This is a genomic window from Legionella maioricensis, assembly GCF_023618015.1.
Classification (GTDB): Bacteria; Pseudomonadota; Gammaproteobacteria; order Legionellales; family Legionellaceae; genus Legionella; species Legionella maioricensis.
In genome coordinates, this window is the sequence record NZ_JAJKBJ010000006.1 from 1 (window position 1) to 24,661 (window position 24,661).

A 24,661-nucleotide genomic window follows, 5' to 3' on the forward strand; every position below is an offset into this window, starting at 1 on the left:
AGGCTAGAGCTCATATTTAATTAACTTATTGACTTAATTAATAAAAAAACACAGTGTTTACTTAAGTTTTCTTCTACAGCTACGCGGGCGTCTTTCTTCTCATGCCTCCGTGCCGGGACTTGTTCGCGGTATCCAGAAATGGAGTACCAGACTGGATCCTGCGGACAAGCCGCAGGAGGTAGGAACAGAAAAAATCTGTTATAGATTAGCTGAGCGACTCTTAGCCTGACAGCTTGAGATAAGAACCATCGAAGACAGTATCTACAATCCAATCTGACGTTAAATTAATGGCAGTGCCCCGCGCGGTAAAAATTATTTTAAAAATAAAGATCTTATTGGTATAAGCTTTGCTAGACTAATAGTGAGGGATAAGAAATGGGGGTATTTATGAAGCAACTGATTTTACATCCCACTGATATTAGTCAATGGCATGCTTTGGTAAACGAAGCGCAAGCTGCTACCCGGCTTATTTTGAATGAAAATACTGAAAGTTATTTGGTTTTTTTATTAATGCGTTTTTCTCAAGGTCCAAAGCTCATTGAATCGGTAGTCGCGCTTGATTTTTTAGAGTCAATGCGTAAACCTCGTCAGCTCCAAGTAGAATTATTAAGGGATGTGGGGGATAAAAGTCTGTTGTTTTGTGGTCTTTTTCCAGGGATAGCGGAACAACGGCACGTCAGTCTTAGTTATTTCTCTGATATGGGTCAGGCCGCCTATTTGACCGTTGGCGAATTGCACGATAGCCAGACGGCTGATTTGTATTTTCAATTAAGTGCCCAATTCGTCACTTTACAACAAGTATTACAGGCGATGCGTGGAGAGTATCTGCAATTTAGTCAAGCAGATGGGGGAGTCTTATCTTCTACAGATTTAACTTTGCAGTAGACTTCTTTCGAAACACCACTGTATCGGTGAATTGCTTCGTCAGTACGGTGCTCGAATCCTCGTGTACTGGCGCGTACACTCCAGTTCTGCACCTCGTTGCTCCCGCACTTCGTCCGATATAGTGAGTTCGAAAGAAATCTAGTAAATCATCATCGTCTTGCAACGACGATAAAAAATAAAGAGTCTACTTGTGAAACAGCATGGTGACGTCTATTGGGTCAAGGGTGTATTTTTGGTTACAAAAATCACACTTAACTGTAATGACGCCCTGTTCTTTTAATAATTCTTTGGCTTCTTTTTCACCAAGAACGGTGACTACTTGATTCATTTTCTCCGGGTTACAGCGGCAGCGAAAACGTGTAGATCGACTTTCAAATATTCTTACTTCTGTTTCATTATAGAGACGATAAAGCAGGGTTTGATTGTCTAAAGTAAGCAGTTCCTGCTCACTAACCGTTTCTCCCAATTGTACCGCATATTCCCAAAATTGTTCTCTTTGAATGGTATCTTGTCCGGGCATCAATTGGAGCAACATTCCTGCAGCCATCTCTTCATTAACGGCAAGCCAGACTCGCGTGGCAATTTGTTCTGATTGAGCGAAATAAGTCATTAAGTTTTCGCTCATGGAAGTCGATTGAATAGGTACCATACTTTGATAGATCTGAGTTTGATTGTGTGGACTAATCGTAAGAACCATCTGACCTTGAAGAAAAGCAGTGGCGTAATCAATAACTTCAAGATGTTCTGCATATTTGGCAAAGGCTCTGATATTTAATTCGTGGTCACATTGTACTAATAACAAGGACAAGCGCTCATCACCTTGAAACTGTAGATTTAAGTTGCCTTCAAATTTAATGCTGCTCGCCAGGAGCAGACACGAAACAATGGCTTCCCCCAACAAATTTTTAACCATAGGGGGATAATCATGTTGACTCATTATGGTTTGATAAGTCTTTTCAATATGAACAATTTCCCCACGAATATTGGCATGTTCAAAAATAAAACGTTGTAAAGTATCTGATTCTTTCATTAGGAAACTCATTCGACTTCTAGCGAAACTGTCAGAAATTGAGACAAAGACCGCAGAAAAACATCTAAAAACACGCAGTGTACACGAAGTATAGACTTATTTTGAAGCTATTTTTACTTCGCCATTCATTTTCTCTTTATTTTGACGTATCAGGGCGCCTGCTAATGCAACAAAATAATGCCCCAGGTAATGAGCGCGTTAAGAATGGAGACAAGTATGGACGATGAGGCTAAATCTTTAGCAAGTCCCGATAACTCATGATACTCCAAACCAATTCGATTCACCGTCGTTTCTATTGCTGAGTTGATTAACTCCATGATAAGGATTAAAAGAACAGAACTAAGCAATAGAACATATTCGACTGCATTTTTGCCAATATAAAAGGCACTGGGAAGGGCAATTAAAAAAAGACCCACTTCAACTCTAAATGCCCATTGAAAACGCCAGGCGTTTTTAAGTCCTTGCCATGAATTTTTGAAGGCCTTATATAAACGTAAAGTGGATTGAACCATTTAAGAGCAACTCCTTGTACGCAGCATTCTAAAGGTTAGAGAAATCCATATTAACCTCTTTTATTTAATTGAGCTATGCTAAACAGAAATCATTCTCGGTTTATATAATTGAGCAGAAAAGGAATTTTGAATGATCATCTTATATTCTTATCCACCAATGTTTGGTTTGCCAGATAATAACCCCTTTGGCTTGAAGGTCGATACCTTTCTAAGACTTACTAAATTTCAATACCAACTCGAACATGTTCTGGACACCAAAGACGCGCCTCGAGGGCAATTGCCCTATATCATTGATGAAGGAACGGTCGTCACTGAAAGTAATTCTATAATCAGCTATTTAACTAAAAAATATCACATCACTTTAGATAGTGATCTTACCTCATCCCAGAAGAACCTTCATTTTTTGATTACAAGAATGCTCGATGGTCATTTGTATTGGGTGATGTCTTATTCACGTTGGCAAGATGAACGTTATTGGCCTTTATTCAAAGCCGAATTTCTACGGCAACCTATGGATTTGCCCGAAGAAATTCTTGAGAGGGCAAGAAAATATAATATTGAAAAATATCATTATCAAGGAATTGGACGATACAGTGCTCAGGAAATCTACCAGGCAGGGGTGGACGACCTGAAGGCAGTCAATACGCTGTTGGGAACGAATAATTTTATCTTCGGTAATAGCTTACACGCCCTGGATGCCTGTTGTTATGGTTTCTTGGCGAATATTCTTTTCTTTAATATTGATACCCCATTGAGGGAATTTATTATCAATACTCCTTCTCTTCATCATTATATTAAGCGGATTCGCGAGCTTTTAGATTATTAACGTGTAATATTCTGTTGCCTTGCAATTTTACTGGTCCTCACTTAGGCTGTAATAAAACGATATCAAAAGGAGTTGATATGCCAAAAGAGGAAGTTAGTACCGAGGAAACGAAGAAGACGGCCGTTGTGTTAGGGGTTGGAAACTTAATATTGGCACCTCTTTATGCGTTTAATGCCAAAATAGGTTTGACTGCTTCCCTTGCTCTTACGTGGGCTGCCTTATATCAATTACATGAATTAGGCAAAAGCCGACGACCTGTTCCCAATGCTTTGAACCAGGCCAATAACTTTTTTTCATCACAAACAGGGACTACCAGTACTGAAATTAATAATGCGGTTAGCAATATTGTTAACGGAGGAGCCGCAATATTTGATGAATTTGCGCCCCGTTAAATCGCAATTGAATAGGGCATCAGTATGTATTCATTCGCTTGATTAAGTAGGAATCTTTTATGCTGGCCAGGATTTTAGCCTTAATCTTTTTGCTGTTGTTGGAAGCCATTCAAGCCGCAGCTGCCTCTTCATCACACTATAAAGTGATTATTATTGGTGCCGGAGTTGCAGGTTTAGAGGCGGCGCATTATTTACAAGACCACGGAATCACTAATTATATTATTCTTGAAGCCCGTGATCGTATTGGCGGGCGTACAAATACTATCTTTCCATAGGCCCAGGTGAGTCTTGAGCTGGGGGCTGAGATAGGTTTTCAGAGATGTATAAGATTGAGTTGCGAGCAGCCAGGCTACCTTTTTGCTCATTGGAATATTCCACCTATATTTACCTTCAGGTTTATCTAATCCGTTAAGCGCAGGGAAAAAGGATTAAATTGGGTATCAGTATCGAAATAATCCATCTGATCGGATTTTTTTAGGTAACGGGTTAATGAATAGGTTATGGGAAGCATAATAAATTCATATCCTAACTTTAACAGATATTGGGTTAAAATAATCTCCCAGATAACATGGACGGGCATGATATTCCAAAAAGCAATAGTGCAGAAAATAACACTATCAACTCCAGCACCTACAGCCGTGCTGCTCATTACTCGCAATGACAAATATTTACCTGCGGTAATTACTTTTAAATGGGCTAAGATTATTGAGTTTAAGAACTCGCCCAAAAAATAGGCGATCATTGAGGCGAGAAATACTCTTAATGAACCGCTGAACACCAGTTCATAAGCATGGGCACCGTGATTGGTGTTTTTATCCCAAATGGGTGATGCAGGTAATTGCACCGCCAACCAGGTAAATAAGGTAACAAAAGCGCTGCAGGCAAGACCACCCCAGATGATCAAACGACTAACTTTAAAGCCATAAACTTCCGTTAAAATATCATCAAAAAAATAAGTTAAGGGAAAGAAAATTAAGGCGGCTGGAAAATTGATGAAAAAATCCTTGGTTAAATAAATTTCAACTACTTTAAAAGCAGTTAAATTAGATACAATAAGAAAGCTGACGAAAAGCATTCCCATAAAAATAATACGTTTTGTTGGTATTGGTCTGTGTTGTGGCAGTGCATTGGCATGCATCAGCTCGGGTACATGAGTTAAAGCTGGGCTTATGTTTTCTGTTAAATCCATAATGAGGTGTTTGATTTATAAATTTAGGTCATTTTAGCAAAAAATCTGAGCTCTATGTAGGGCACTCTATTCTGCAGCAGAATTTGGTTAAATTTATTTTATCTGTTTACTGGAGAAATAAAGTTCTTGAACTATCCTTTTAAAACCCTCCAAAGAAAAAGGAACTATCATGAAAAATTCAGGCATACTTATTCCTCTATTTAAAAAAATAGATAAAGTGTTGTTCGGTATAGAAGATATCCAGGAGATTGAAAAAGAACCTGATTTTATCGAATGCGATAATGAAGAAGAGTTTGACGTACAACGCTCGATAAATTAACAGTTGCGTAGAAAAGAGAGCGTAGGCGATAATGCCCCTTTTTTGAACGAGAATTAAGAATGTTAAATAGCCAACAAATGGCCGCAGTACATTATATAGATGGGCCTTTGTTGGTTCTGGCAGGTGCTGGAAGCGGTAAAACTCGAGTCATAACGCAAAAAATTGGCTATTTAATTAATACTTGTGGTTATGCTGCCCAATCTGTATGTGCCGTTACTTTTACTAACAAAGCCGCTAATGAAATGCGTGCGCGTATCGCAGCATTTTTACCTGCCGCCAGTCGCCGGGGTTTGAAAGTTGCCACCTTTCATACTTTAGGTTTAAGTATGATTAAACGTAATGTGGCTTTATGTAATTTAAAGAAGGGATTTTCCATTTTTGACAGCGAAGACTGTTTGCAGGTTTTGCGTGGTTTTCTTCCAGCTAATAAAGCCAATGAACGCGACTTTATTTTACAAATTCAGCAGCAAATTTCACGTTGGAAAAATGATTTTTTATCCCCTGAATTAGTACTGAAAAAAGCGCCAGATGCTCCTTTATTTGAGGAAGCGGCATTAATCTATCCCCGTTATCAACAGGCACTTAAAGCATATAATGCGGTAGATTTTGACGATCTGATTCGACTTCCCGTCAGTTTGTTAAGTGAGCACCCGGAGGTTTTAGAATATTGGCAAAATAAAATTCGTCATTTACTAGTAGACGAGTATCAGGACTCCAATACCAGTCAGTATCTTTTAGTAAAAAAACTGGTTGGCGTCCGCGCGCATTTTACCGTCGTAGGTGATGATGATCAGTCAATTTATGCCTGGCGGGGCGCCAAGCCCGAAAATTTAGCGCAATTACAAAAAGATTACCCCCAATTAAAAGTGATAAAACTGGAACAAAACTACCGTTCGACCAGTAGAATTTTGCATGCGGCTAATCATTTAATCTCTCATAATGAGCATCTGTTTGAAAAAAAACTATGGAGCGAATTAGGTCATGGGGAGTTGTTACGGGTTATTAGTTGTAAAGATGAAAATGATGAAGCAGAGCACGTGGTCGCTGATTTAATTAGCCATAAAATGAGGGCCAGAACGAATTATGGCGATTACGCCATTTTGTACCGGGGAAATCATCAATCTCGAATATTTGAAAAAGTATTAAGGCATTACGGTATTCCTTATCGCATCAGTGGGGGGCAATCATGGTTTGCCAAAGCAGAGGTTAAAGATGTATTTGCCTATTTAAAATTGTTGTGTAATGAAGCAGATGATGCCGCATTTTTACGGGTTATCAATACACCCAAACGAGGTATAGGTGATGCAAGTCTTGATGTCTTGGGACGTTATGTGCAAAGCAGAGAAATAAGTCTTTATGCCGGTGCGGATCATTTGGCATTAACCGAGCTCATTGCAGACAAACCGCGTGCTGCGTTGCAATCATTTAAAAGTTGGATAGATGAAATTAAAAAGTCCTTGGCTTCGGGTTCTATAGTGGAGCATTTGAGACAAATGGTCGAAGACAGCGGTTATGAGGCTTATATTTATGAGCAAACTGATACTCCGGCAAAAGCGCAAAAAAGGATGGATAACGTCTGGGAATTACTTGAATGGGTAGGGCGTTTGTTAACTAAAAAACCAGAGCAAACACTGGCTGATGTGGTCAATAAATTAATCTTAATTGATATCTTGGAGCAGTCAGACGAACAGGATACAGAAACCCTTCAATTAATGACTTTGCATGCATCAAAAGGATTAGAGTTTCCCTATGTTTATCTCGTGGGTATGGAGGAAGAATTATTGCCTCACAGAGTAAGTATAGATGAGGAGCAAATTGAAGAGGAACGGCGGTTGGCCTATGTAGGAGTAACTCGAGCACAAAAAGGATTATGCTTTACTCTGGCGAAGCAACGACGTCGAGCAGGAGAACTTCAGGACTGTCAGCCCAGTAGATTTTTAGAAGAACTACCCCAAGACAGCCTCGAATGGTTTGGTAAGAGTGGCGAGCGTTGCGAAGAAAAATCTAAAAATCTAGCCAAGTCTCATTTGGCAGGATTGAAGAGCATGCTAAGTTAATCGTCTTATTGAAACAGACTCGTTTTTGGCCTAATGCTCTGGATCTCACACTCTAATGCAAAAAGTAATTAAACAAAATCGGTGGCTTTTGTTTAATTATTAATCTACCAATTTGTATTTAATACTTATTAGCACCGTGATACACCAACTTGTTTATGGTGCTTAACTCATTAATGGAGGTAATGGCTGAATTAAAAAAGCTTATCTAGCCGCTGGGAATAGAGAGAAATTAAAGGAAGAAGTCAAATTGAATTAATAATGAACACAAGGCGGTCCTTTTCGTCAGAATCCCGGCCGGACCTCTATATTATGAGTTTGCTTTAATTTATCAATAAATTAAGCAAGCATTCACGTTATGATGTTGCTTTGAACATCAACTGGATTCCTCGGGCAGCCGAGGCCTGTAGGCCGTGGGAGCCAATTGGAAATTCATTCGTATAAGGTATCTATCGTTCTCACCCGACAATTTTGTGTTATAATAATGCAATATGGCCTTATTTAAGGCCATTCCTGGAGTCCTCATTATGAGCATTTATAGTTGTGCGGATCGAGTAAAACAGGCACTTAACAATCCTGTTCGGCCCCTAGAAGATGAAGAGAGACTCTTTCTAGAGGATGTTAAAGCCAGGTTAAAATCGATCGGTCAAGAGGGTTATAACGAAAGTAAACAAAAGGATCTTGGTGATTTAATTGAATGCTTAAGAGATTATAAAGCTAACTGTAGTGACCCTGGGTTAAATAAATTATTTAGATTTATTATTAAAGATTTAACAATCGTCAAAGATGGTCGAAAACAAATCCATCAATCGGATGATCCTAATTCAGATTCCGAAACTCACCGCCTTAAAGAATCTCCGTCCGAAATTAATGAACAGTACAAGGCATTGTTAAATAGTCGCTTACTAGTTAATAAACTCGTTCAAGGAGAAATGAAAGAGCTGGGTACTTCCCTTGGGGGATGCTATGGTTTAACCATGAGTATGGCGGATTCTGATTTAAGCCCTTATAAAAACAAAGGTAAAGAACATATTGAATTTAATAAAGCAATTTATAAATATCAAAGAAATCAAAGTAATCGAGAAAAAGATCAAAAGTATATTAAAACAACTCGATTAACCACCAAGACCTTCTGTCCTTCTTTAACGCAACAAGCTGAGAAGTTGTACAAAATTGCATCCGAACATGTAGGGGAGGATTTGTCCGTCACTCTGCAATGTAAGCACGGTAGACATGGAACCTATTTAAGCATTCAGGACGATCAGAAAATCAGATATGCTGATGCAAATCATGGTGTATTTTTGTTTGATAATAAAGAACAGTTTATCTCTGCCTACAAACTGATGAATCAATACGACAATCAACGATTACCTGATTATGCATTTACTTTCTTTTCAGTGTCTCAATTGAAGGAAGATAAAAATAACGAATTAACGGAATCTAACACCCTGACAGGTAAATGGCGAAGTCTATTGACTGGAAGAAAGTATGAATCAGATTCAGTCATTTCACAACTGGAACTGGCCATACCCATCAGCTTTGGTGCATTGGCCGGAGGGGCAATTGGTGTAGTAGTGGGGGTAGCTATTGGAGGATTAGACCCTATTGGAGGATTAACAACTGCATCAATAGCAGGTGCATCAATAGGAAGTTTGGCTACGCTCGACGTTGTCCGAACAGCTCAAAATAATAACCATTTCGGTTTACTTGGACCTTATCATTATTTGAGAGAGAAACTGCATGACCTTGGTGAGTCCGTTAAGGAAAAACTGGGATTTCAAAGAGAGTGCGATGAAATTCCCACAATGATTATTCCTGAATCAGATTCTCATTCCAAAATACTTAGAAGCTTCTGTGATGAAGGTATGGCTTCTCCAGTCAATACACAACAAAATACGACGAGTGAACAAGCCAATCCATCACCTCAAAACTCAAATCCGTCAATAATACAAAAAGACAATGCCGATATTCTAATTCCTGACATTCCGGATGAGACTGTTGATGAAGGGCATGAGCCCCATTATGAAACGTACTCGTCCTGAGCAAATTTCTAACTTTCAAATACCCCCGGAAAATGTCAAAGCGAATGTAATGAGAAATTGCTCATGATATTCATCACAATACTTATCCTGAGGTGCTTCGTATGTTGTAAGATTTAGAAACACATATTCGGTGAGCTTATTTTGATCAAGTGTACTCACATAAGTGCTGTATAATTTCATTAGCTCATTAGATACTTGCACTACATTAGGAGTAATAGTTTTATTCCTAACACCATTTAAATTACTAGAACGATACTTAATATGAATCTCGTTATTCCAACAAATTATATCTTCATGCCTTAATGACAAAGCTAGGCCTTTTTGTATACTATAATTCCAATAAAATCTGATGAACATTTCATTTAGCGACGTAGGGATTTATGACCACTTACATGTTTCCTGGGCAAGGCTCTCAAGTAAAAGGGATGGGGGGGGATTTATTTAGCCAATTCCCCCAACAAGTAAAACAAGCCAATGAAGTACTCGGATACTCTATAGAAGAGTTATGCATTAATGATCCCGGACAACAATTAGGCAATACCCAATTCACCCAACCTGCTTTGTATATTATAGAAGCACTCACTTTTCTCGCCAAAAGCAGAGACGCCTTAAAGCCACAATATTGTATCGGACACAGTCTGGGGGAATATTCTGCTTTATTTGCTGCCGGTGCTTTTGATTTTATTACAGGTTTAAAGCTGGTTAAAAAACGTGGCGAACTCATGGCTCAGGTACGTGGCGGGGGAATGTTGGCCGTCATTGGTTTACCGCTGGAGCGAATTAAAGGGTTACTCCAGGAAAATGAATTAGATACCATTGATTATGCGAATTTTAATTCAAGCAATCAAATGGTTATTTCCGGTGTCGCAGAGGATATTAATCGAGCTCAGGACATCCTGGCTACAGAGGCGTCTATGTGTATTCCACTTCGAGTGAGTGGGGCTTTTCATTCGAGATACATGCAATTAATGGCTAATGAATTTGAACAATTCATCATCCCGTTTGAATTCATGCCTCTGCATACGGAGGTCATCTCTAATGTCACCGCCCGGCCCTATATTCAAAACACCATTAAAGAATGTTTAGTAAAGCAATTGACGAGTTCGGTACGATGGGCGGAAACCATTAGTTATTTAAAAACTAAAGGGGAGTCTGAATTTATCGAAATTGGTCCGGGAAGTGTGCTGACCCGCCTAATGAAACAGAATTAATAGGAAAAAATACTAAAGTAGTCTGTGGCAGTCCGCAGGCTCGAACCCCAGGTTTCACTTCGTTACCCCCTCATCCATTGACTTAAGCCGCTTTCGGTCATCCCGAGGAGCTTGCGACGAGGGAGCTTCGTCGCACTGGATGACGTTTTCCCTTATCTCATTACATTGACGCGTTCAGGCAAATCTTCAATAAACATTTGAGTGCTGGTTTTTGCTGCTTGAGCAAACCACCGATGTTGATTATAAACCGGTTGGTTTCTGGCTTGAACCAACGTTTCAGCTAATGTTTCACTTGAGGTACTTGTTCGTATTTTATTTTTTAAAACATCCAGTTCACGTACTTTTTCCTCTGCCAACTCAGGATCAACCTGGATGTTCTCAAAATGTTTTGTTTGATATTTTTCGATGAGAAAAACAGCATGTTCTACTGACCACTCTTTTGAGGGATGTTTTGCTTTAGAAGGTAATTCAACATGCTCTTCTTCTTTGATGCCTCTTTGTTTATTCCAGGCCTCCTGCAGAGAAAGAACTCGTCGCTGATGAGTATAGGGGCTTTGTATGGACTCTTCTTTTTGCTTATAGCCTTGAGAACGGTTGAGCGTACTGGCTCCGGAATCCCAGAGTGCCGCCAGTGCATAGAGCGGTAAAGTAATCGTCTTCAGAACCCACGTAGGGATATCGCCATCGTGAGTGTGACCCTCATCTCCATCCAGATGTTCTTTCAACAACGTTCGAAAATCATGAGGATGGGAGTCGTGGGCGGGATGAGCATGGCCTATAAAATAAGGCGCGTCTTCAAATCCCTCACTAATCATAGCCGTTAGCACGGCCACTATTTGCGGTACTCCAGGCATGCGATCAGAGGTCACGGCAATACTGATTAAGTGCCCTAAAAAAAGTAAGATACGCAGTGGCGTGATGGTTAGTTTTAAAATAAGACGAAAAGGGTTTACTATTTGGAGCCAATTTTCAGTGGCCCGCAAATGAGCGAGGCTCTCTGTTATTGCTCTATAAGTTCTTTGGAAGATGTTTTCATTACCTTGGATTGCCTCATCTATCAAATCCAAGGACTCAGCCGTATTTTGAATATTAAAAAATATGGCGGACAAACCGGTAATGACTGGATTAATTACTCCCATAACAAAACTGGGCATTCTCTTCATCCACTCAAACAGGGGGCGAGCATTAGTAGCCACTGTCCACCAGGTGCCCGCGGTACAAATAGTCAGCGCAATAGCTAATCCGACAAGCAGAACAGCCATCGTTGTCATAAAGACATTGCGAACGGTTAATCCCTGACTTAAGTCATGCCGTAATCTGTTGTACCATTTAATGACGGTATTATTGTTAATTAAGTCTGTAATGGTATTGAAAGTCAGCATGCCATAGGCAACTCCCGCAATTAAAGCCATGGGGACAATCATTATGGGCCAGAAGGCGAAGGGAATAACGGCCAAAAAGGGGATAACACTAAAGGCTTCTACAATAAGGTAGGTACTGCCAAGCCCCATGAATAGTCCGGCTAAAAGGCTAAATCCTTTTGCTATATTAAACTTGGATCGGCGCGCCTTAATACGTTCTTGCCACACCTGTTGCCCATGTTGCTCAAGCCAGAACTGTAATTGCTGAGCATAAATGGATTCATCCCCGGTTGTTTTATTTTTAGCTGAAAATAATTGCAGGGCAAACCATTTCTCCATGTCCCGTAGTTTTTTTTCTATCTGTTTTTTTTTGTTTTTGCTTTCTTTATTTAATTCTTTATGACCAAAGGCACTTAATAATTTAAGTTGTTTTTTATAGTCCTTGAAAAACTGAGGGCAATCAGGATCATGAGTGTCTTCTGGAAAATTCTCCAATAAGTATTCCTTGGCCATGTAGTTTTCAAGATAATTCCTTTTAAACAGTTTCTCTAATGCGCCTTTAATATTCTGTAAATAAATTTCACCTTCATAAGCAACTGATAAGCCAAATGCGGCTAATGCGAAAGGTAAGAATGGTGATAGAGCATACATTCCACTTAAGCTTAAACAGCCCAGAATCAGGCTGGCACCTATGGTAAGCATTCCAACAGTAAAGTGAGAGAGAATCTTTTGAGGAGTTATGGGTTTGTTTTTTGTATTCATTGTAGTATATTTGCCCATTGATATTGGAAGTAAAACTTTACTCTAAATGAAAATGATTATCAATACCAAAAAGAGCAAAAATAGAACATCAGGGTAATTGTTTTTTCTGGAAAAGTTTGCTTGCATGATTTTCTTCATCATGTAGGATCGTTAATGATGGCAAATAACTTAGGAGAGGAAATGCATTTAAATCAATGGATGACCTGTGTTACTGCGGGTCTAATACTTGCGGGTAATTCAGCTTTTGCGGCAAGCCCCACTGTTCATGAACAATTGCAGGTACCGCAGTGTCTGGCAGCCAAGCTCACTAAATCTTATGAAATTCTGGCAGAAAACAAGCAATTTAAAATCATCGATGTGCCCTCGACTGATGTAGATAATCTGACTGTTTTAGCCGATCAAGTTAAATGCGGCCATTTTGTGAATGTGAGTCATAAATTATCAGGTGTCTCGTTACTGACCAGGCAGCAAGCTGCACAAAACATACTTAAAAAAAGCGGTACTAAATCTCTTAAAGCAAGCCAATTAAATGCTGAAGTCTATGAGATTAAACATCAGGACGAAGTAAATGCTGCTTTGAAAGAAGTTGTCGCGGATAATATTTGGCAAACTTTAACTCATTTAACGACGTATCATAATCGTTCCGCAACTAAAAATACGGGAGTTGAAACCGCTCATTGGCTGAAATCGACCTTTGAAGCCATGGCGATTGAGTATGGTCGTGACGATACTGCAACTTTTTTGGTGGACACAGGATGGTATAAACAACCTTCATTAGTGACCGTTATTGGTAAAGATATTAAAGCCCCTGCTATCGTGATTGGCGCGCACATGGATACCCTGGATGGTCGTATGCCTGGTGCTGGTGATGATGGAAGTGGTTCCTCCAGTATTATGGAAGCAGCACGGGTTTTATTAGCCTCTCAAACAACTTTTAAGCGTCCTATTTATATTATTTGGTATGCTGCTGAAGAGCGTGGTTTAGTGGGCTCTCAATATGTGGTGCAACATTTTGTTGAGCACTCCATTCCAGTTAAAGCCGCGATACAGTTTGACATGACCGGCTATCGTGTTGATCCCAAAGATCCTACTATGTGGGTATTTACCGATTATACGCATAAAGGTTTGAGTAATTATGTAGCAAAATTAATTGATACTTATATTCATGTACCGGTTGATTATTCCCGTTGCGGATATGGTTGCAGTGACCATGCCTCCTGGACAGAGGAAGGAATTCCTGCTGCTTTCCCATGTGAATCTAACTTTGAAGATCATAACCCTTATATTCACAGCTCTTCTGATACTATGGATCTGTTAAGCCTGGAGCATATGACTAACTTTTCCAAGTTAGCTTTGGCTTTTGCAATGGAATTAGCCTCTGAATAATTTTCTTCATATTGCCTTGGATCATTTCCAATCCAGGGCAGATTTTTCTTATATAACTCGTTAAGTTAACAATTATATCTCGCATTGTGCAATATATTGTCTTTGTGATATAATATTTGTCATTTTTTATTTTTCAGAGTATATAGATGCAAAACTCAATAATTGAATCGTACGCTGCTTGGCTTAAATCTTATATAAAGAATAAAGATAATAAACTTAGATCCACAGCTCAAAAGATGTTGAATCATTTGCAAAAAGATATTTCATTAGATGAGTTAATTGATCTGGTTAAGGAAACGCAAGCTCAACAGGGTATTTTTCTTTCTGATGATCCGCTAATTCTTAAATTACAAGAGTGGCAAATCAGTTTGAGCAAAAGAAAAGAAACTGTCATAGGGATAAATAGTAAAGCATGGTTTACTAACACGAAATTCGATCAAGTTCAGCCATTATTAAATTTAATAGCAGAACTTTTTAATGACCCTCGGTTTTTAATGCATCAACGAGCCCTGTTAATTTTTTCTAATGTGCAGGAGCCACGACATTTTGGACAAGTACTCTTACATATTATGGAGCAGCCTGTTGTTCTTCAAAATCAAGGTCCTACTGATGAGGGCGTTCTTCTCAGTGATGACTATGAAGCCTGCGTGGCGTTGCTAAACAATCATTTGTGTACTTTTGATGAAAAAAATAAATTGAGTTTGGCCGCTAATTCTTTATTGATAAATGTAACCGAAATATATAAGGATTTGCATGCTCCCATGGTTAAGTCTAGTTCCTGTAATTTGTTATAAACAGTGCAATTTACATTTCTTGTAAAGACGTTCAATTTGCTTTATCAGTGATGTTGTTTACAATGAATTTATTTGGCAATTGATTTTTTATGTTGGCCCAACATATTTCTGCAGAGCAGGATGCAAATCAGGATAAAATAGCTAATCCATTAAATATTAGGGTATTTGCTTTTCAACCCAATGATGATTTTTATTCTTTTCCTTTTGAAAAACGCTTAAAGATCTTGGAGGAGCAGATTCTTCTTGCTAAAAAAAGCATGCAGCAAGAGGTAATTTCGGACACCGAGCAGCAGATTAAAAACAGTCATGGTAACGGCAAAAAGTCGGCCAGGTTCTGGGTTAAGAATAAAATAAATAGTTTTAGTCGCGCATTAAAAGACAAGACCTCAACTGCCGCCTCAGCAAACGCGATACCCTTGCCCCCATCACCGCCTTCTGCATTGTTTGTAGCTCCTGAGTACCTATTCAAGGATCTTTCAGAGCTTTGTTATAGAAGATATTATACCCAGCAACAAAAAAATGAATTTAAAAATAAATTAAAAGAATTATCGATTGGCACGGACATGCTCATTGTTCCCGGAACTATTTGTTGGTATAAGAATGCTAAGTCTGATCCCCATCCTTATTATCGTAATACCGCTTATTTTTTCTATCAGGGAGAGGTACAAAAGTACAAAAAAAAACATCCTCATACCAGTTATGATTTTGATTACACCGATGAAGGTTTTTTAAATTTTATGGATTTACGGCGCGTTTATTTTAAATCAGGCCAATATGATGATCCGATTAAAGATTTTTTAGGTTGCAAAATTGGGGTTGAGATTTGTTTGGATAGTGTTTATGGGTCGTTATTTTCTCTTAAAAAAACATTATGTATTCAACTTATTATTGCTGATGGGGCAAAGAATTTTATTCCAGTTAATCAAGAAGGCGTTCTTTTGATTAAGTTGGAGCGCAATAAAATTGAAACTGAAATTGGTCGGATAAAAATAAATACTGCTGAGAATGATAAAGTAGAATTAGAACCGGCCATTCCCTTAGAAATAGGGGCAGATTTAACTGGCTTTCAATTTAAATAGTAAAGAAAGAAGCTATTTTAAGTTGTTTATTCTTAGTTTTAGTCTTGATTCTTTCTCCATTTAATAAAACCTTAATAAATATCGATTATAATAAACGCGATTTGAACTATAAAAGGGCTACTACATGACACATATCATCCTTAAGCTTGCGGGAACCACTGCTAGAGCAGGAGCAACAGCTAGAAGCAATCAAGCGGTAAGCTCCGTTTTTTTTAAACCTTATCAATCTCCAGCAGATTTTCTTTACAGGACTGCCTCTGTTATTACTGCTCCACTAATTTTCACCGGCTTTTCGGCATTTTTTGCTTTAAAAGCAGGATTTGAAGTATTAAAAGCAATAGGAAGTTTACTACTTTTAAACACGGCAAGTGCAAAAGAAAATATTAAAGAGGCTGGTGACTCATTGAAAGGTTCAGTATATCTGCTAGTTGTTGCCGTTGTAAGTCCATTTATTAACTTGGTTGATTTGATTGGTAGCGGAATAAAATCTGTGTTACCCCATTCAAATGCTGAAACAGAAGAAGTGTCTCCTTCACCTAGTTATAATTGATTTAGCAATATAAATTCTTTCAGTTGAATCAGGATCAAGGCCGTCTCAAAGGTACTTCTGGGTATGGTCTTGATTCTGAAGCAACATAATCAGGCCTTGTATGAATTTGCCTGTACCTATACCACCTTTCTTTCTTAAGCTTAGCAAACCAAACATCTTGGTTACTCGAGTAAGAGAAAAAAATTTACGCTTATGTGATTTTTAGCTCATCATTGATTATAAATGAGCATGCTGTGTAAAAAATATATGGCGTGGTTCAGAAAGTTTGCTATTATTAGGCCAGTGTTAATTGATTAACATTACTGGTTCCATTTTTTTATAAAATCTAGATAGAGAGTTAAGATATGTTTGACAAAAAATGTAAGGCTAACGAGCTCCCATTAACAGAAGAGTCTCCATTGATAACAGGTAAAGAGACGCCAACATACTTCACCATGTTTAATCCAAGTAGGAATAGTTTAAATGAATTAACTGGTGAGGATAGTGATAAAGAGAAGTTTGAGCGTCTTGTGGATGGGCTTAATAGCATAGGCTTGTAGCCAGGTCCGGTTAAAGAGGGGCTGGCTAGAATTTCTACAGTTCACTCTCGCCCGTTTTATTACCAGGTAATGGCGGGCAAATAAATTCTGCGGTAATCTTATTTTCTGTATCTACCGCTTGTAAGATAACGGGAAACTTCCATAAAGTATGAAGATGTTTCAACACATCCGCAGTTGTATCCCCTAGTGGTACGCGATTTTGTTGCGTGTATCGTAGGGTGAGGGAGCGATCTCCTTGTAAATCCACTGAATAAACCTGAATATCCGGTTCCAAATAACCTAAATTATATTGCCTGGATAACGCTTCTCTTATTTGTTGGTATCCAAACTCGTCATGAATGGCATTAATATATAATTCTGGGCTCCGATCATCGTCTATTATATGGAATAATTTTAAATCTCGTATTAATTTAGGAGATAAATATTGGGCAATGAAACTTTCATCCTTGTAATTGCGCATTGCAGTGTCCAGACTGGTCAACCAATCTGTATTTGCTAAATAGGGAAACCATTGCTTGTCTTCATCGGTAGGATTTTCGCAAATTCGCTTGATGTCTTGCATCATATGATAGCCCAGGGTGTAGGGATTAATACCATTATAATAGGGGCTATTGTAGGGGACCTGCATGATCACGTTGGTATGATTTTGCAGAATTTCCAACATAAATTCATCAGTGACCAAACCTTCGTCGTATAAGGCATGTAAAATAGTATAATGCCAAAAACACGCCCAGCCCTCATTCATTACTTTGGTTTGACCTTGAGGGTAAAAATATTGGGCAATTTTTCTTACTATACGGACGATTTCTCGTTGCCAATGTTCTAACAGGGGCGCATTTTTTTCAATAAAATATAAAATATTTTCCTGAGGCTCTGCTGGAAAACGCTGCTTTTGTTTGTTTTCATCTTCCGGTTTGCTATGGGGTATGGTTCGCCATAATTCATTGATTTGGGATTGTAAATAAATTTCCCGGTTTTGTTGCCTTATTTTTTCTTCCTGGATGGACAGAGCGGCAGGGTGCTTGTATCGATCTACTCCATAATTCATTAGGGCATGACAGGCATCAAGCACGGTTTCCACTTCATCAATACCATAGCGTTGTTCGCAGTCACTGATGTATTTTTTAGCAAAAACCAAATAGTCAATAATTGCATCAGCGGAGGTCCACATTTTAAATAAGTAATTGTTTTTAAAAAAAGAATTATGGCCATAACAGGCATGAGCTATAACCAGGGCTTGCATGGCCATGGTATTTTCTTCCATTAAGTAGGAAATGCAGGGATTTGAATTAATTACTAATTCATAAGCCAAGCCCATTTGTCCTCTTTTATAGCTTTTTTCAACCCCAACAAAATGCTTACCAAAAGACCAATGATGATAGCCTATAGGCATTCCGACGGATGCATAGGCATCCATCATTTGTTCTGCTGTAATGACCTCAATTTGATTGGGGTAGGTGTCGAGTTTAAAACTTTTGGCAATGCGGGATATTTCGCGGTCATAAGCCTGGATTAACTCGAAAGTCCATTCTGCGCCAGTTGATAAAGGCTTTTTTTTCATACGGTTTTCCTTTTAAACAATTCGCGAAATACCGGATAAATATCGGCTACTGTATCGATGTTTTCCATAGCAAAGTTGGGGTGATGTTCTTTTATTTGTTGATACACTTCCCATAAGCTTTGATGATGACGCGGCATGATTTCTATGTAGGCAAAATATTGCAGTAAGGGCATAATTTTTTCCTGGAGCAACTCCTGACAATAGGGGGAGTCTGCATTCCAATTATCGCCATCAGAGGCTTGAGCGACATAGATATTCCACGCCTGGGGCGGGTAGCGAGCTTCTATAACCGCATTCAATAACTCCAGGGCACTTGAAACTACGGTACCACCAGTTTCTCGAGAATAAAAAAACTCTTCCTCATTTACTTCTTTAGCCGAGGTATGATGACGAATAAAAACTAATTCAATTTTTTCGTAATTTTTGGTGAGAAACATATAAAGTAAAATAAAAAAGCGTTTGGCAATGTCTTTTTTGGCTTCATCCATAGAGCCGGAGACATCCATCACACAGAACATAACGGCCTGGGTTGAAGGTGCTGAAATGCGTACGCGATGATTATAACGCAGGTCTATCGTATCTATAAAAGGAACAGTCTGAATTTTCTTTTTTAAAAGTTCAATTTCTGTTTGCAATTTTAAAATAATGGCCTTGTCCGGATCCGGGGAACGCACGAGGCGCTCTAATTCATCCTCAATTTCTTTTAATTGTTTTTTATAGGGTGAAGCCAATGCGACTCGACGTCCGGTGGCTTGTTTCATTGAACGTAATACATTAATGTTATTGGGAATACCACTGGTGGATACTCCTGCCCTGACGGTTTTATAAGTACTGAGGCGTGCTAATTCTTTTTTAACTAAATCGGGCAACTCCAAGTCTTCAAAATAGAGCTCTAAAAATTCTTCTCGCGATAGTTCAAAAACAAAATTATCTTCACCTTCACCACTATCGCTGGCACTATCTCCATCTCCTCCCGCACCGCCGCCACTAGGTCTTCTTACTCGGTCGCCAGTAATGAAGTTATCATTTCCTGGTAATATCCGTTCAACATGCCCTCCCTGGCCTCGATGAAATCGCGGTTCAGAAATATCCTTTGCTGGAATAGTGATTTGTTCGCCTTGATCAATTTCGGTAATACTGCGTTTACCTACTGCATCAGAGACGGCACGTTTGATTTGATTTTTATAGCGGCGAAGAAAGCGTTGGCGATTAACCGTACTTTTTTTACCTGCATTTTGTCGTCTATCTATTAATTGCGACATAATTGTTCGCTCCACACCTTGCACAGGGTAAGGTTTATTTTGGTCAGGGTTGTGTGAGTCATCACGTTTGTTATCGTCTTTTAAGCAAGAGACGTCAACCCTGACTGTTTTCTCATAACACCTTAGGGGTTACAACATTATTGCGATTTACGTACTCGCAAGTACCATTCACAAAGTAACCGAACTTGTTTGCGTGTGTAGCCTTTTTCTACCATCCGCGAGATAAATTCCTCGTGTTTTTTCTTATCATCTTCAGATGCTTTTGCATTGAAAGAAATAACCGGTAATAAATCTTCGGTATTGGTAAACATTTTTTTCTCAATGACAGATTTTAGTTTTTCATAGCTATTCCAAACTGGATTTTTGCCTCTGTTATTTGCTCTGGCACGTAAGACAAAATTAACTACTTCATTACGGAAATCTTTAGGATTAGAGATCCCTGCCGGTTTTTCTATTTTTTCCAGCTCCAGATTTAACAAGCCGCGGTCAAAAATTTCACCAGTATCCGGATCACGATAATCTTGATCCTGTATCCAGAAATCGGCATAAGTAATGTAACGGTCAAAAATATTTTGTCCATATTCAGAATAGGATTCCAAATAAGCGGTTTGAATTTCCTTGCCAATAAACTCAACATATTTTGTTGATAAGTACTCTTTGATAAAAGCCAGGTAATTTTCCTGTAATTCCTGAGGAAATTGTTCTTGTTCAATTTGTCGTTCCAGAACATACATCAGATGAACAGGGTTCGCTGCAATTTCACTGTGGTCAAAGTTGAATACTTTGGAGAGAATTTTAAAGGCAAAACGAGTTGATACGCCGCTCATTCCTTCATCAACACCCGCAAAGTCCCGATATTCTTGATAAGATTTGGCTTTAGGGTCGGTATCTTTTAAGCTTTCACCATTGTAAACGCGCATTTTAGAATAAATACTTGAATTTTGCGGTTCTTTTAAACGCGTTAATACTGAAAATTGCGCCAGCATATCGAGGGTTCCTGGGGCACACTGAGCTTTAGCTAAAGAGCTATTGTCGATCAATTTTTGATAAATTTTTAACTCTTCAGAAACGCGCAGACAGTAGGGAACTTTTACTATGTTTATCCTATCGATAAAGGCTTCATTATTCTTATTGTTGCGGAATGTTTGCCATTCTGATTCATTGGAGTGAGCTAAGATGATTCCCTCAAATGGGATGGCCGATAATCCTTCCGTCGCATTATAATTGCCTTCCTGAGTGGCGGTTAATAATGGATGAAGTACCTTAATCGGTGCTTTAAACATTTCAACAAATTCTAAAAGGCCGCGGTTGGCTCGACACAGACCACCTGAAAAGCTATAGGCATCTGGATCGTCTTGCGAATACTCCTCCAGTTTACGAATATCCACCTTACCTACCAGAGAAGAAATATCCTGATTGTTCTCATCGCCAGGCTCCGTCTTTGCAATAGCAACTTGTTTTAAGCGAGAGGGTTTGATCTTGATTACCCTAAATTTGCTGATATCACCGTTGAATTCTTGTAATCGTTTTACTGCCCATGGCGACATTAAATAACGTAAGTAGCGCGTGGGGATGCCAAAACGCTCAAGGAGCAGCTCACCATCTTCTGCGGGATTAAACAAAGACAATGGCGATTCAAATACCGGAGACCCCTTGATGGCATAGAAAGGAACTTTTTCCATTAGGTCTTTTAATTTCTCTGCCACTGAAGATTTACCACCGCCCACGGGACCTAAGAGGTAAAGTACTTGTTTTGTTTCTTCTAATCCCTGAGCGGCATGTTTTAAAAATCCGACGATTTGTTCAATGGGCTCTTCCATGCCATAAAAGTCTTTGAATACAGGGTAGTGCTGAATGACTTTATTGGAAAAGATACGAGACAAAACCGGGTCGTGGCGCGTATCAATCATTTCAGGTTCGCCTATGGCCATTAACAGGCGTTCTGCTGGATTAGCATAAGCTGAAGGGTCCGTTTTACATAACTCCAGATACTCATCCAAACTCAAATCTTCTTCTTTGTTATCCACAAAGCGTTTGGTATAACTGGTTAAAAAATCTTGTGTATTCATGTGCCATCCCCTTTTACTTATCCCTGAGTAAGGATATAACGTGATTCTTTTTTTGTATTTGTTATTCTTAGTATAGTAGCTAAACTAGTAGCTAAATAGTATCTTCACAAATTAATTTTTATAATTAACTCAATCAATTTAATTGTTTTTTTAAGGAATGCATCGATTATGCCAGACACCACCATTTACTTGAAAAATTACCAACCTCCTTCGTTTAGCGTGGATACCGTCGATTTAAGTTTTGATTTGTATGATGACCATGCTTTGGTGAGCAGTAAAATTAAATTAATTCGTCAGCATGAAGGGGCTTTGCATTTATATGGCGATGAGTTAGAGCTGGTCAGCGTGCATATGAATGGTTTGAAATTAGAGCCTTCCGCATACAAACTGGAAGAGGATGATCTCATTATAGAACACTGCCCTGATGCAATGACACTGGATATAGTCACCCGCATTCGCCCACAAGATAATACTGAATTATCAGGCCTTTACCGTTCCAATCATTTATTTTGTACTCAATGTGAAGCAGAAGGGTTTAGACGAATTACTTATTTTCTCGATAGGCCCGATGTATTAGGAACCTATACCACGCGTATTTCTGCTGAAAAAAAACACTACCCGGTTCTTTTATCTAATGGAAATTTAATCGACTCAGGCGCAACTCCTGACGGTCGTCACTGGGTTGTGTGGCAGGACCCTTTTAAAAAACCTTCGTATTTGTTTGCTTTAGTCGCTGGTGATTTGGCTTGTGTGAGTGATGAGTTTACTACCTGCTCCGGACGGACTGTTGCTTTGCGAATTTATGTTGAACCTGGAAATGAAGACAAATGTGCTTATGCCATGGAGTCATTGAAAAAGGCCATGCGTTGGGATGAAGAGGTTTATGGCCGAGAATATGATTTGGATATTTTTATGATAGTGGCGGTCAGTGATTTTAATATGGGGGCTATGGAAAACAAAGGACTAAATATTTTTAATTCCAAATACATTCTTGCTCGTCCCGATACAGCGACCGATGCTGATTTTGTAGGGGTTGAGAGCGTGGTAGCCCATGAGTATTTCCATAATTGGACAGGCAACAGAGTAACCTGTCGCGATTGGTTTCAATTAAGTTTGAAAGAGGGATTGACCGTATTTCGTGATCAGGAGTTTTCTCGAGACATGAACTCACGGGATGTCTTTCGCATTGTCGATGTTGACGGATTGCGCAGCTCGCAATTTCCAGAGGACTCTGGAGCAATGGCTCATCCAGTAAGACCTGAGTCTTATCAGGAAATTAATAATTTTTATACTGCGACCATTTATAGCAAAGGAGCAGAAGTTATTCGCATGCAACATACGTTGCTGGGTAAAGAAGGATTCAGGCGAGGTATGGACTTATATTTTGAACGCCATGATGGTCAAGCGGTAACTATAGATGATTTCGTAGCGGCTATGGAGGATGCCAATGGCGTGGATCTCACCCAGTTTAAACTGTGGTATAGTCAAGCCGGAACTCCCGCGGTTCAAGTTAAAAGCGCCTATTCACAAGGACGATTGACACTGACTTTGCAACAAAGTTGTCCTATGACTCCTGATGGTCAGGATAAAAAACCATTCCATATTCCTATTCGCATTGCGTTGTTTAACTCTAAAGGCCAAATGCTGCCCATTGATAAAGACATTTTGGAGCTTAAAGAAAGTGAGCAAGACTTCGTTTTTGCAGGGCTAAGCGAAAAGCCAGTTGTTTCTGTATTACGAGAGTTTTCCGCCCCAGTTCGCATCAAAGATGAGCTCAGTCAGGAGGAGTTATTATTTTTATTACGCTATGAAACGGACGGCTATGCTAAATGGGATGCCGCGCAGCGCCTGGTGCTGAACTGTTTAACCGATTGTTTAAAATCATCTGCTGACGATTGGCAGATTCCAGAAGCACTGATTGCCGCTTTCAAACACGTGTTGCTTGATGACTCTTTAGATACTGATTTACGTGCTGAATTGCTTTCTCCCCCCGGTTTTGAAGAGGTAGCGGCAACTATTGATTTAGTGGATGTGGCGCGCGTTGAAGCAGTGCGGGATTATTTTCGTGAGCAGTTGGGGTTGAATTTGTTTTCAGAATTGGCTCAAGTGTATAAAAAACTATGGCAAGAAGAGAGTCATATTAAGAACTATCAAGATTATGAACATCGAGAGTTGCGCAACGTATGTCTGTGCTTGATGATGAAAGCCAATGAGGCTGCAACTTTGGATACCTGCAAGCAACAATTTGCCGCTGGACGAACAATGACAGATCAGCTCGCCAGTTTTGGCTTATTGGTTAATTGTTCCGATAGTGCCAGTCGGACCCAGGCAATTGATGATTTTTATAAGCAATGGTCTAAAGAAGAGTTAGTAGTTGATAAGTGGTTTGCCATCCAGGCTGCCTCGGAATTGCCAGGAACGTTAACCCAGGTGAAACAACTATTACAGCACCCGGCATTTAATATCAAAAATCCCAATAAGGTTCGTGCCATTGTAGGGGCTTTTTGTCTGGCTAATCCCCGTAACTTTCATGCCATTGATGGAAGCGGTTATGTATTCTTGGGTGAGATGTTGGCTAAGGTTGATAAATTGAATTCACAAATTGCCGCACGCCTGGCAACCCCGTTTACTCGTTGGCAAAGTTATGACAAGCCTCGGCAAGCTTTAATGAAACAACAGCTGGAGCAGCTTGCCAAACTGAAATTATCTCGGGATTTAAGAGAAGTAGTCTCGAAAAGTTTAGCTGGTCAGATGGAATAAAGTTTGCGTTCGACAGTTGAATCAGAAGAGTGGCACTTACTTAAGATAATTTCTGAAATATATTAAAGACGTAGCCTG

At 39.3% G+C, this 24,661-nt stretch carries 21 protein-coding genes; 14 read left to right on the forward strand and 7 right to left on the reverse strand.

All coding sequences use genetic code 11. The features are described 5' to 3' along the window. Positions 1–387: 387 nt before the first annotated feature. On the forward strand, positions 388–885 hold the full coding sequence (locus tag LOX96_RS06635; RefSeq protein WP_250420818.1) for a hypothetical protein: 498 nt from the start codon (positions 388–390) through the stop codon (positions 883–885). A 184-nt stretch (positions 886–1,069) separates the two neighbouring features. On the opposite strand, the gene hslO is transcribed toward LOX96_RS06635, so the two are convergent. Then, entirely contained in the window at positions 1,070–1,915 is an 846-nt protein-coding gene (gene hslO, locus LOX96_RS06640; protein WP_250420819.1) for an Hsp33 family molecular chaperone HslO, read from the reverse strand. 161 nt (positions 1,916–2,076) lie between these two features. Then, positions 2,077–2,427: a diacylglycerol kinase gene (locus LOX96_RS06645; protein ID WP_250420820.1), complete on the reverse strand. Its 351-nt coding sequence runs from the start codon at positions 2,425–2,427 to the stop codon at positions 2,077–2,079. 130 nt (positions 2,428–2,557) lie between these two features. Between LOX96_RS06645 and LOX96_RS06650 the strand changes: the two genes are divergently transcribed. The 3 genes from LOX96_RS06650 (at position 2,558) to LOX96_RS06660 (ending at position 3,920) form a co-directional block, all read left to right on the forward strand. Beyond that, positions 2,558–3,253: a glutathione S-transferase family protein gene (locus tag LOX96_RS06650; RefSeq protein WP_250420821.1), complete on the forward strand. Its 696-nt coding sequence runs from the start codon at positions 2,558–2,560 to the stop codon at positions 3,251–3,253. A gap of 77 nt (positions 3,254–3,330) precedes the next feature. After that, a complete protein-coding gene (locus LOX96_RS06655; RefSeq protein ID WP_250420822.1) occupies positions 3,331–3,645 on the forward strand; it encodes a hypothetical protein in 315 nt (104 codons plus the stop codon). A 59-nt stretch (positions 3,646–3,704) separates the two neighbouring features. Continuing rightward, positions 3,705–3,920: an FAD-dependent oxidoreductase gene (locus LOX96_RS06660; protein ID WP_250420823.1), complete on the forward strand. Its 216-nt coding sequence runs from the start codon at positions 3,705–3,707 to the stop codon at positions 3,918–3,920. Positions 3,921–4,045: 125 nt separating this feature from the next. Here LOX96_RS06660 and LOX96_RS06665 read toward each other — a convergent pair whose 3' ends face one another. Next, on the reverse strand, positions 4,046–4,834 hold the full coding sequence (locus tag LOX96_RS06665; RefSeq protein ID WP_250420824.1) for a queuosine precursor transporter: 789 nt from the start codon (positions 4,832–4,834) through the stop codon (positions 4,046–4,048). A gap of 169 nt (positions 4,835–5,003) precedes the next feature. Here LOX96_RS06665 and LOX96_RS06670 point away from each other — a divergent pair, with 169 nt between their 5' ends. From LOX96_RS06670 to fabD, 4 genes are all read left to right on the forward strand, one after another. Further along, positions 5,004–5,153, forward strand: a complete 150-nt coding sequence (locus tag LOX96_RS06670; protein WP_250420825.1) for a hypothetical protein — start codon at positions 5,004–5,006, stop codon at positions 5,151–5,153. Between the two features lie 59 nt (positions 5,154–5,212). Further along, positions 5,213–7,210, forward strand: coding sequence for a UvrD-helicase domain-containing protein (locus tag LOX96_RS06675; protein ID WP_250420826.1), 1,998 nt, complete (start codon positions 5,213–5,215; stop codon positions 7,208–7,210). A gap of 524 nt (positions 7,211–7,734) precedes the next feature. Next, entirely contained in the window at positions 7,735–9,249 is a 1,515-nt protein-coding gene (locus LOX96_RS06680; protein WP_250420827.1) for a hypothetical protein, read from the forward strand. A gap of 380 nt (positions 9,250–9,629) precedes the next feature. Continuing rightward, positions 9,630–10,460 carry an ACP S-malonyltransferase gene (gene fabD, locus LOX96_RS06685; protein ID WP_250420828.1) on the forward strand — a complete coding sequence of 277 codons (831 nt, stop codon included), beginning with the start codon at positions 9,630–9,632 and terminating at the stop codon, positions 10,458–10,460. 152 nt (positions 10,461–10,612) lie between these two features. Here fabD and LOX96_RS06690 read toward each other — a convergent pair whose 3' ends face one another. After that, on the reverse strand, positions 10,613–12,583 hold the full coding sequence (locus tag LOX96_RS06690; protein ID WP_250420829.1) for a hypothetical protein: 1,971 nt from the start codon (positions 12,581–12,583) through the stop codon (positions 10,613–10,615). A 180-nt stretch (positions 12,584–12,763) separates the two neighbouring features. On the opposite strand from LOX96_RS06690, the gene lapA reads away from it, so the two are divergent. The 5 genes from lapA to LOX96_RS06715 all read left to right on the forward strand — a co-directional run bounded on the left by lapA (position 12,764) and on the right by LOX96_RS06715 (position 16,931). Beyond that, positions 12,764–13,969, forward strand: coding sequence for an aminopeptidase LapA (gene lapA / locus LOX96_RS06695; RefSeq protein WP_250420959.1), 1,206 nt, complete (start codon positions 12,764–12,766; stop codon positions 13,967–13,969). 146 nt (positions 13,970–14,115) lie between these two features. Then, complete coding sequence (locus tag LOX96_RS06700; protein WP_250420830.1) at positions 14,116–14,763, forward strand: hypothetical protein; 648 nt, start codon at positions 14,116–14,118, stop codon at positions 14,761–14,763. Between the two features lie 89 nt (positions 14,764–14,852). Then, positions 14,853–15,842, forward strand: a complete 990-nt coding sequence (locus LOX96_RS06705; RefSeq protein ID WP_250420831.1) for a carbon-nitrogen hydrolase family protein — start codon at positions 14,853–14,855, stop codon at positions 15,840–15,842. Positions 15,843–15,966: 124 nt separating this feature from the next. After that, positions 15,967–16,392: a hypothetical protein gene (locus LOX96_RS06710; RefSeq protein ID WP_250420832.1), complete on the forward strand. Its 426-nt coding sequence runs from the start codon at positions 15,967–15,969 to the stop codon at positions 16,390–16,392. A gap of 344 nt (positions 16,393–16,736) precedes the next feature. Continuing rightward, the gene (locus LOX96_RS06715) at positions 16,737–16,931 is read left to right on the forward strand and encodes a hypothetical protein (RefSeq protein ID WP_250420833.1); all 195 of its coding nucleotides are present in this window, start codon (positions 16,737–16,739) and stop codon (positions 16,929–16,931) included. 34 nt (positions 16,932–16,965) lie between these two features. On the opposite strand, the gene LOX96_RS06720 is transcribed toward LOX96_RS06715, so the two are convergent. The 3 genes from LOX96_RS06720 to LOX96_RS06730 form a co-directional block, all read right to left on the reverse strand. Continuing rightward, positions 16,966–18,492, reverse strand: coding sequence for a SpoVR family protein (locus LOX96_RS06720; RefSeq protein WP_250420834.1), 1,527 nt, complete (start codon positions 18,490–18,492; stop codon positions 16,966–16,968). Beyond that, complete coding sequence (locus tag LOX96_RS06725) at positions 18,489–19,754, reverse strand: YeaH/YhbH family protein (RefSeq protein WP_250420835.1); 1,266 nt, start codon at positions 19,752–19,754, stop codon at positions 18,489–18,491. Before LOX96_RS06725 ends, LOX96_RS06720 begins: the two co-directional genes overlap by 4 nt. A 137-nt stretch (positions 19,755–19,891) precedes the next feature. Further along, positions 19,892–21,823, reverse strand: a complete 1,932-nt coding sequence (locus LOX96_RS06730) for a PrkA family serine protein kinase (protein WP_250420836.1) — start codon at positions 21,821–21,823, stop codon at positions 19,892–19,894. A 168-nt stretch (positions 21,824–21,991) separates the two neighbouring features. Here LOX96_RS06730 and pepN point away from each other — a divergent pair, with 168 nt between their 5' ends. Further along, positions 21,992–24,583 (forward strand): aminopeptidase N, encoded by a 2,592-nt coding sequence (gene pepN, locus LOX96_RS06735; RefSeq protein ID WP_250420837.1) that lies wholly within the window; start codon positions 21,992–21,994, stop codon positions 24,581–24,583. The last annotated feature ends 78 nt before the right edge of the window (positions 24,584–24,661 follow it).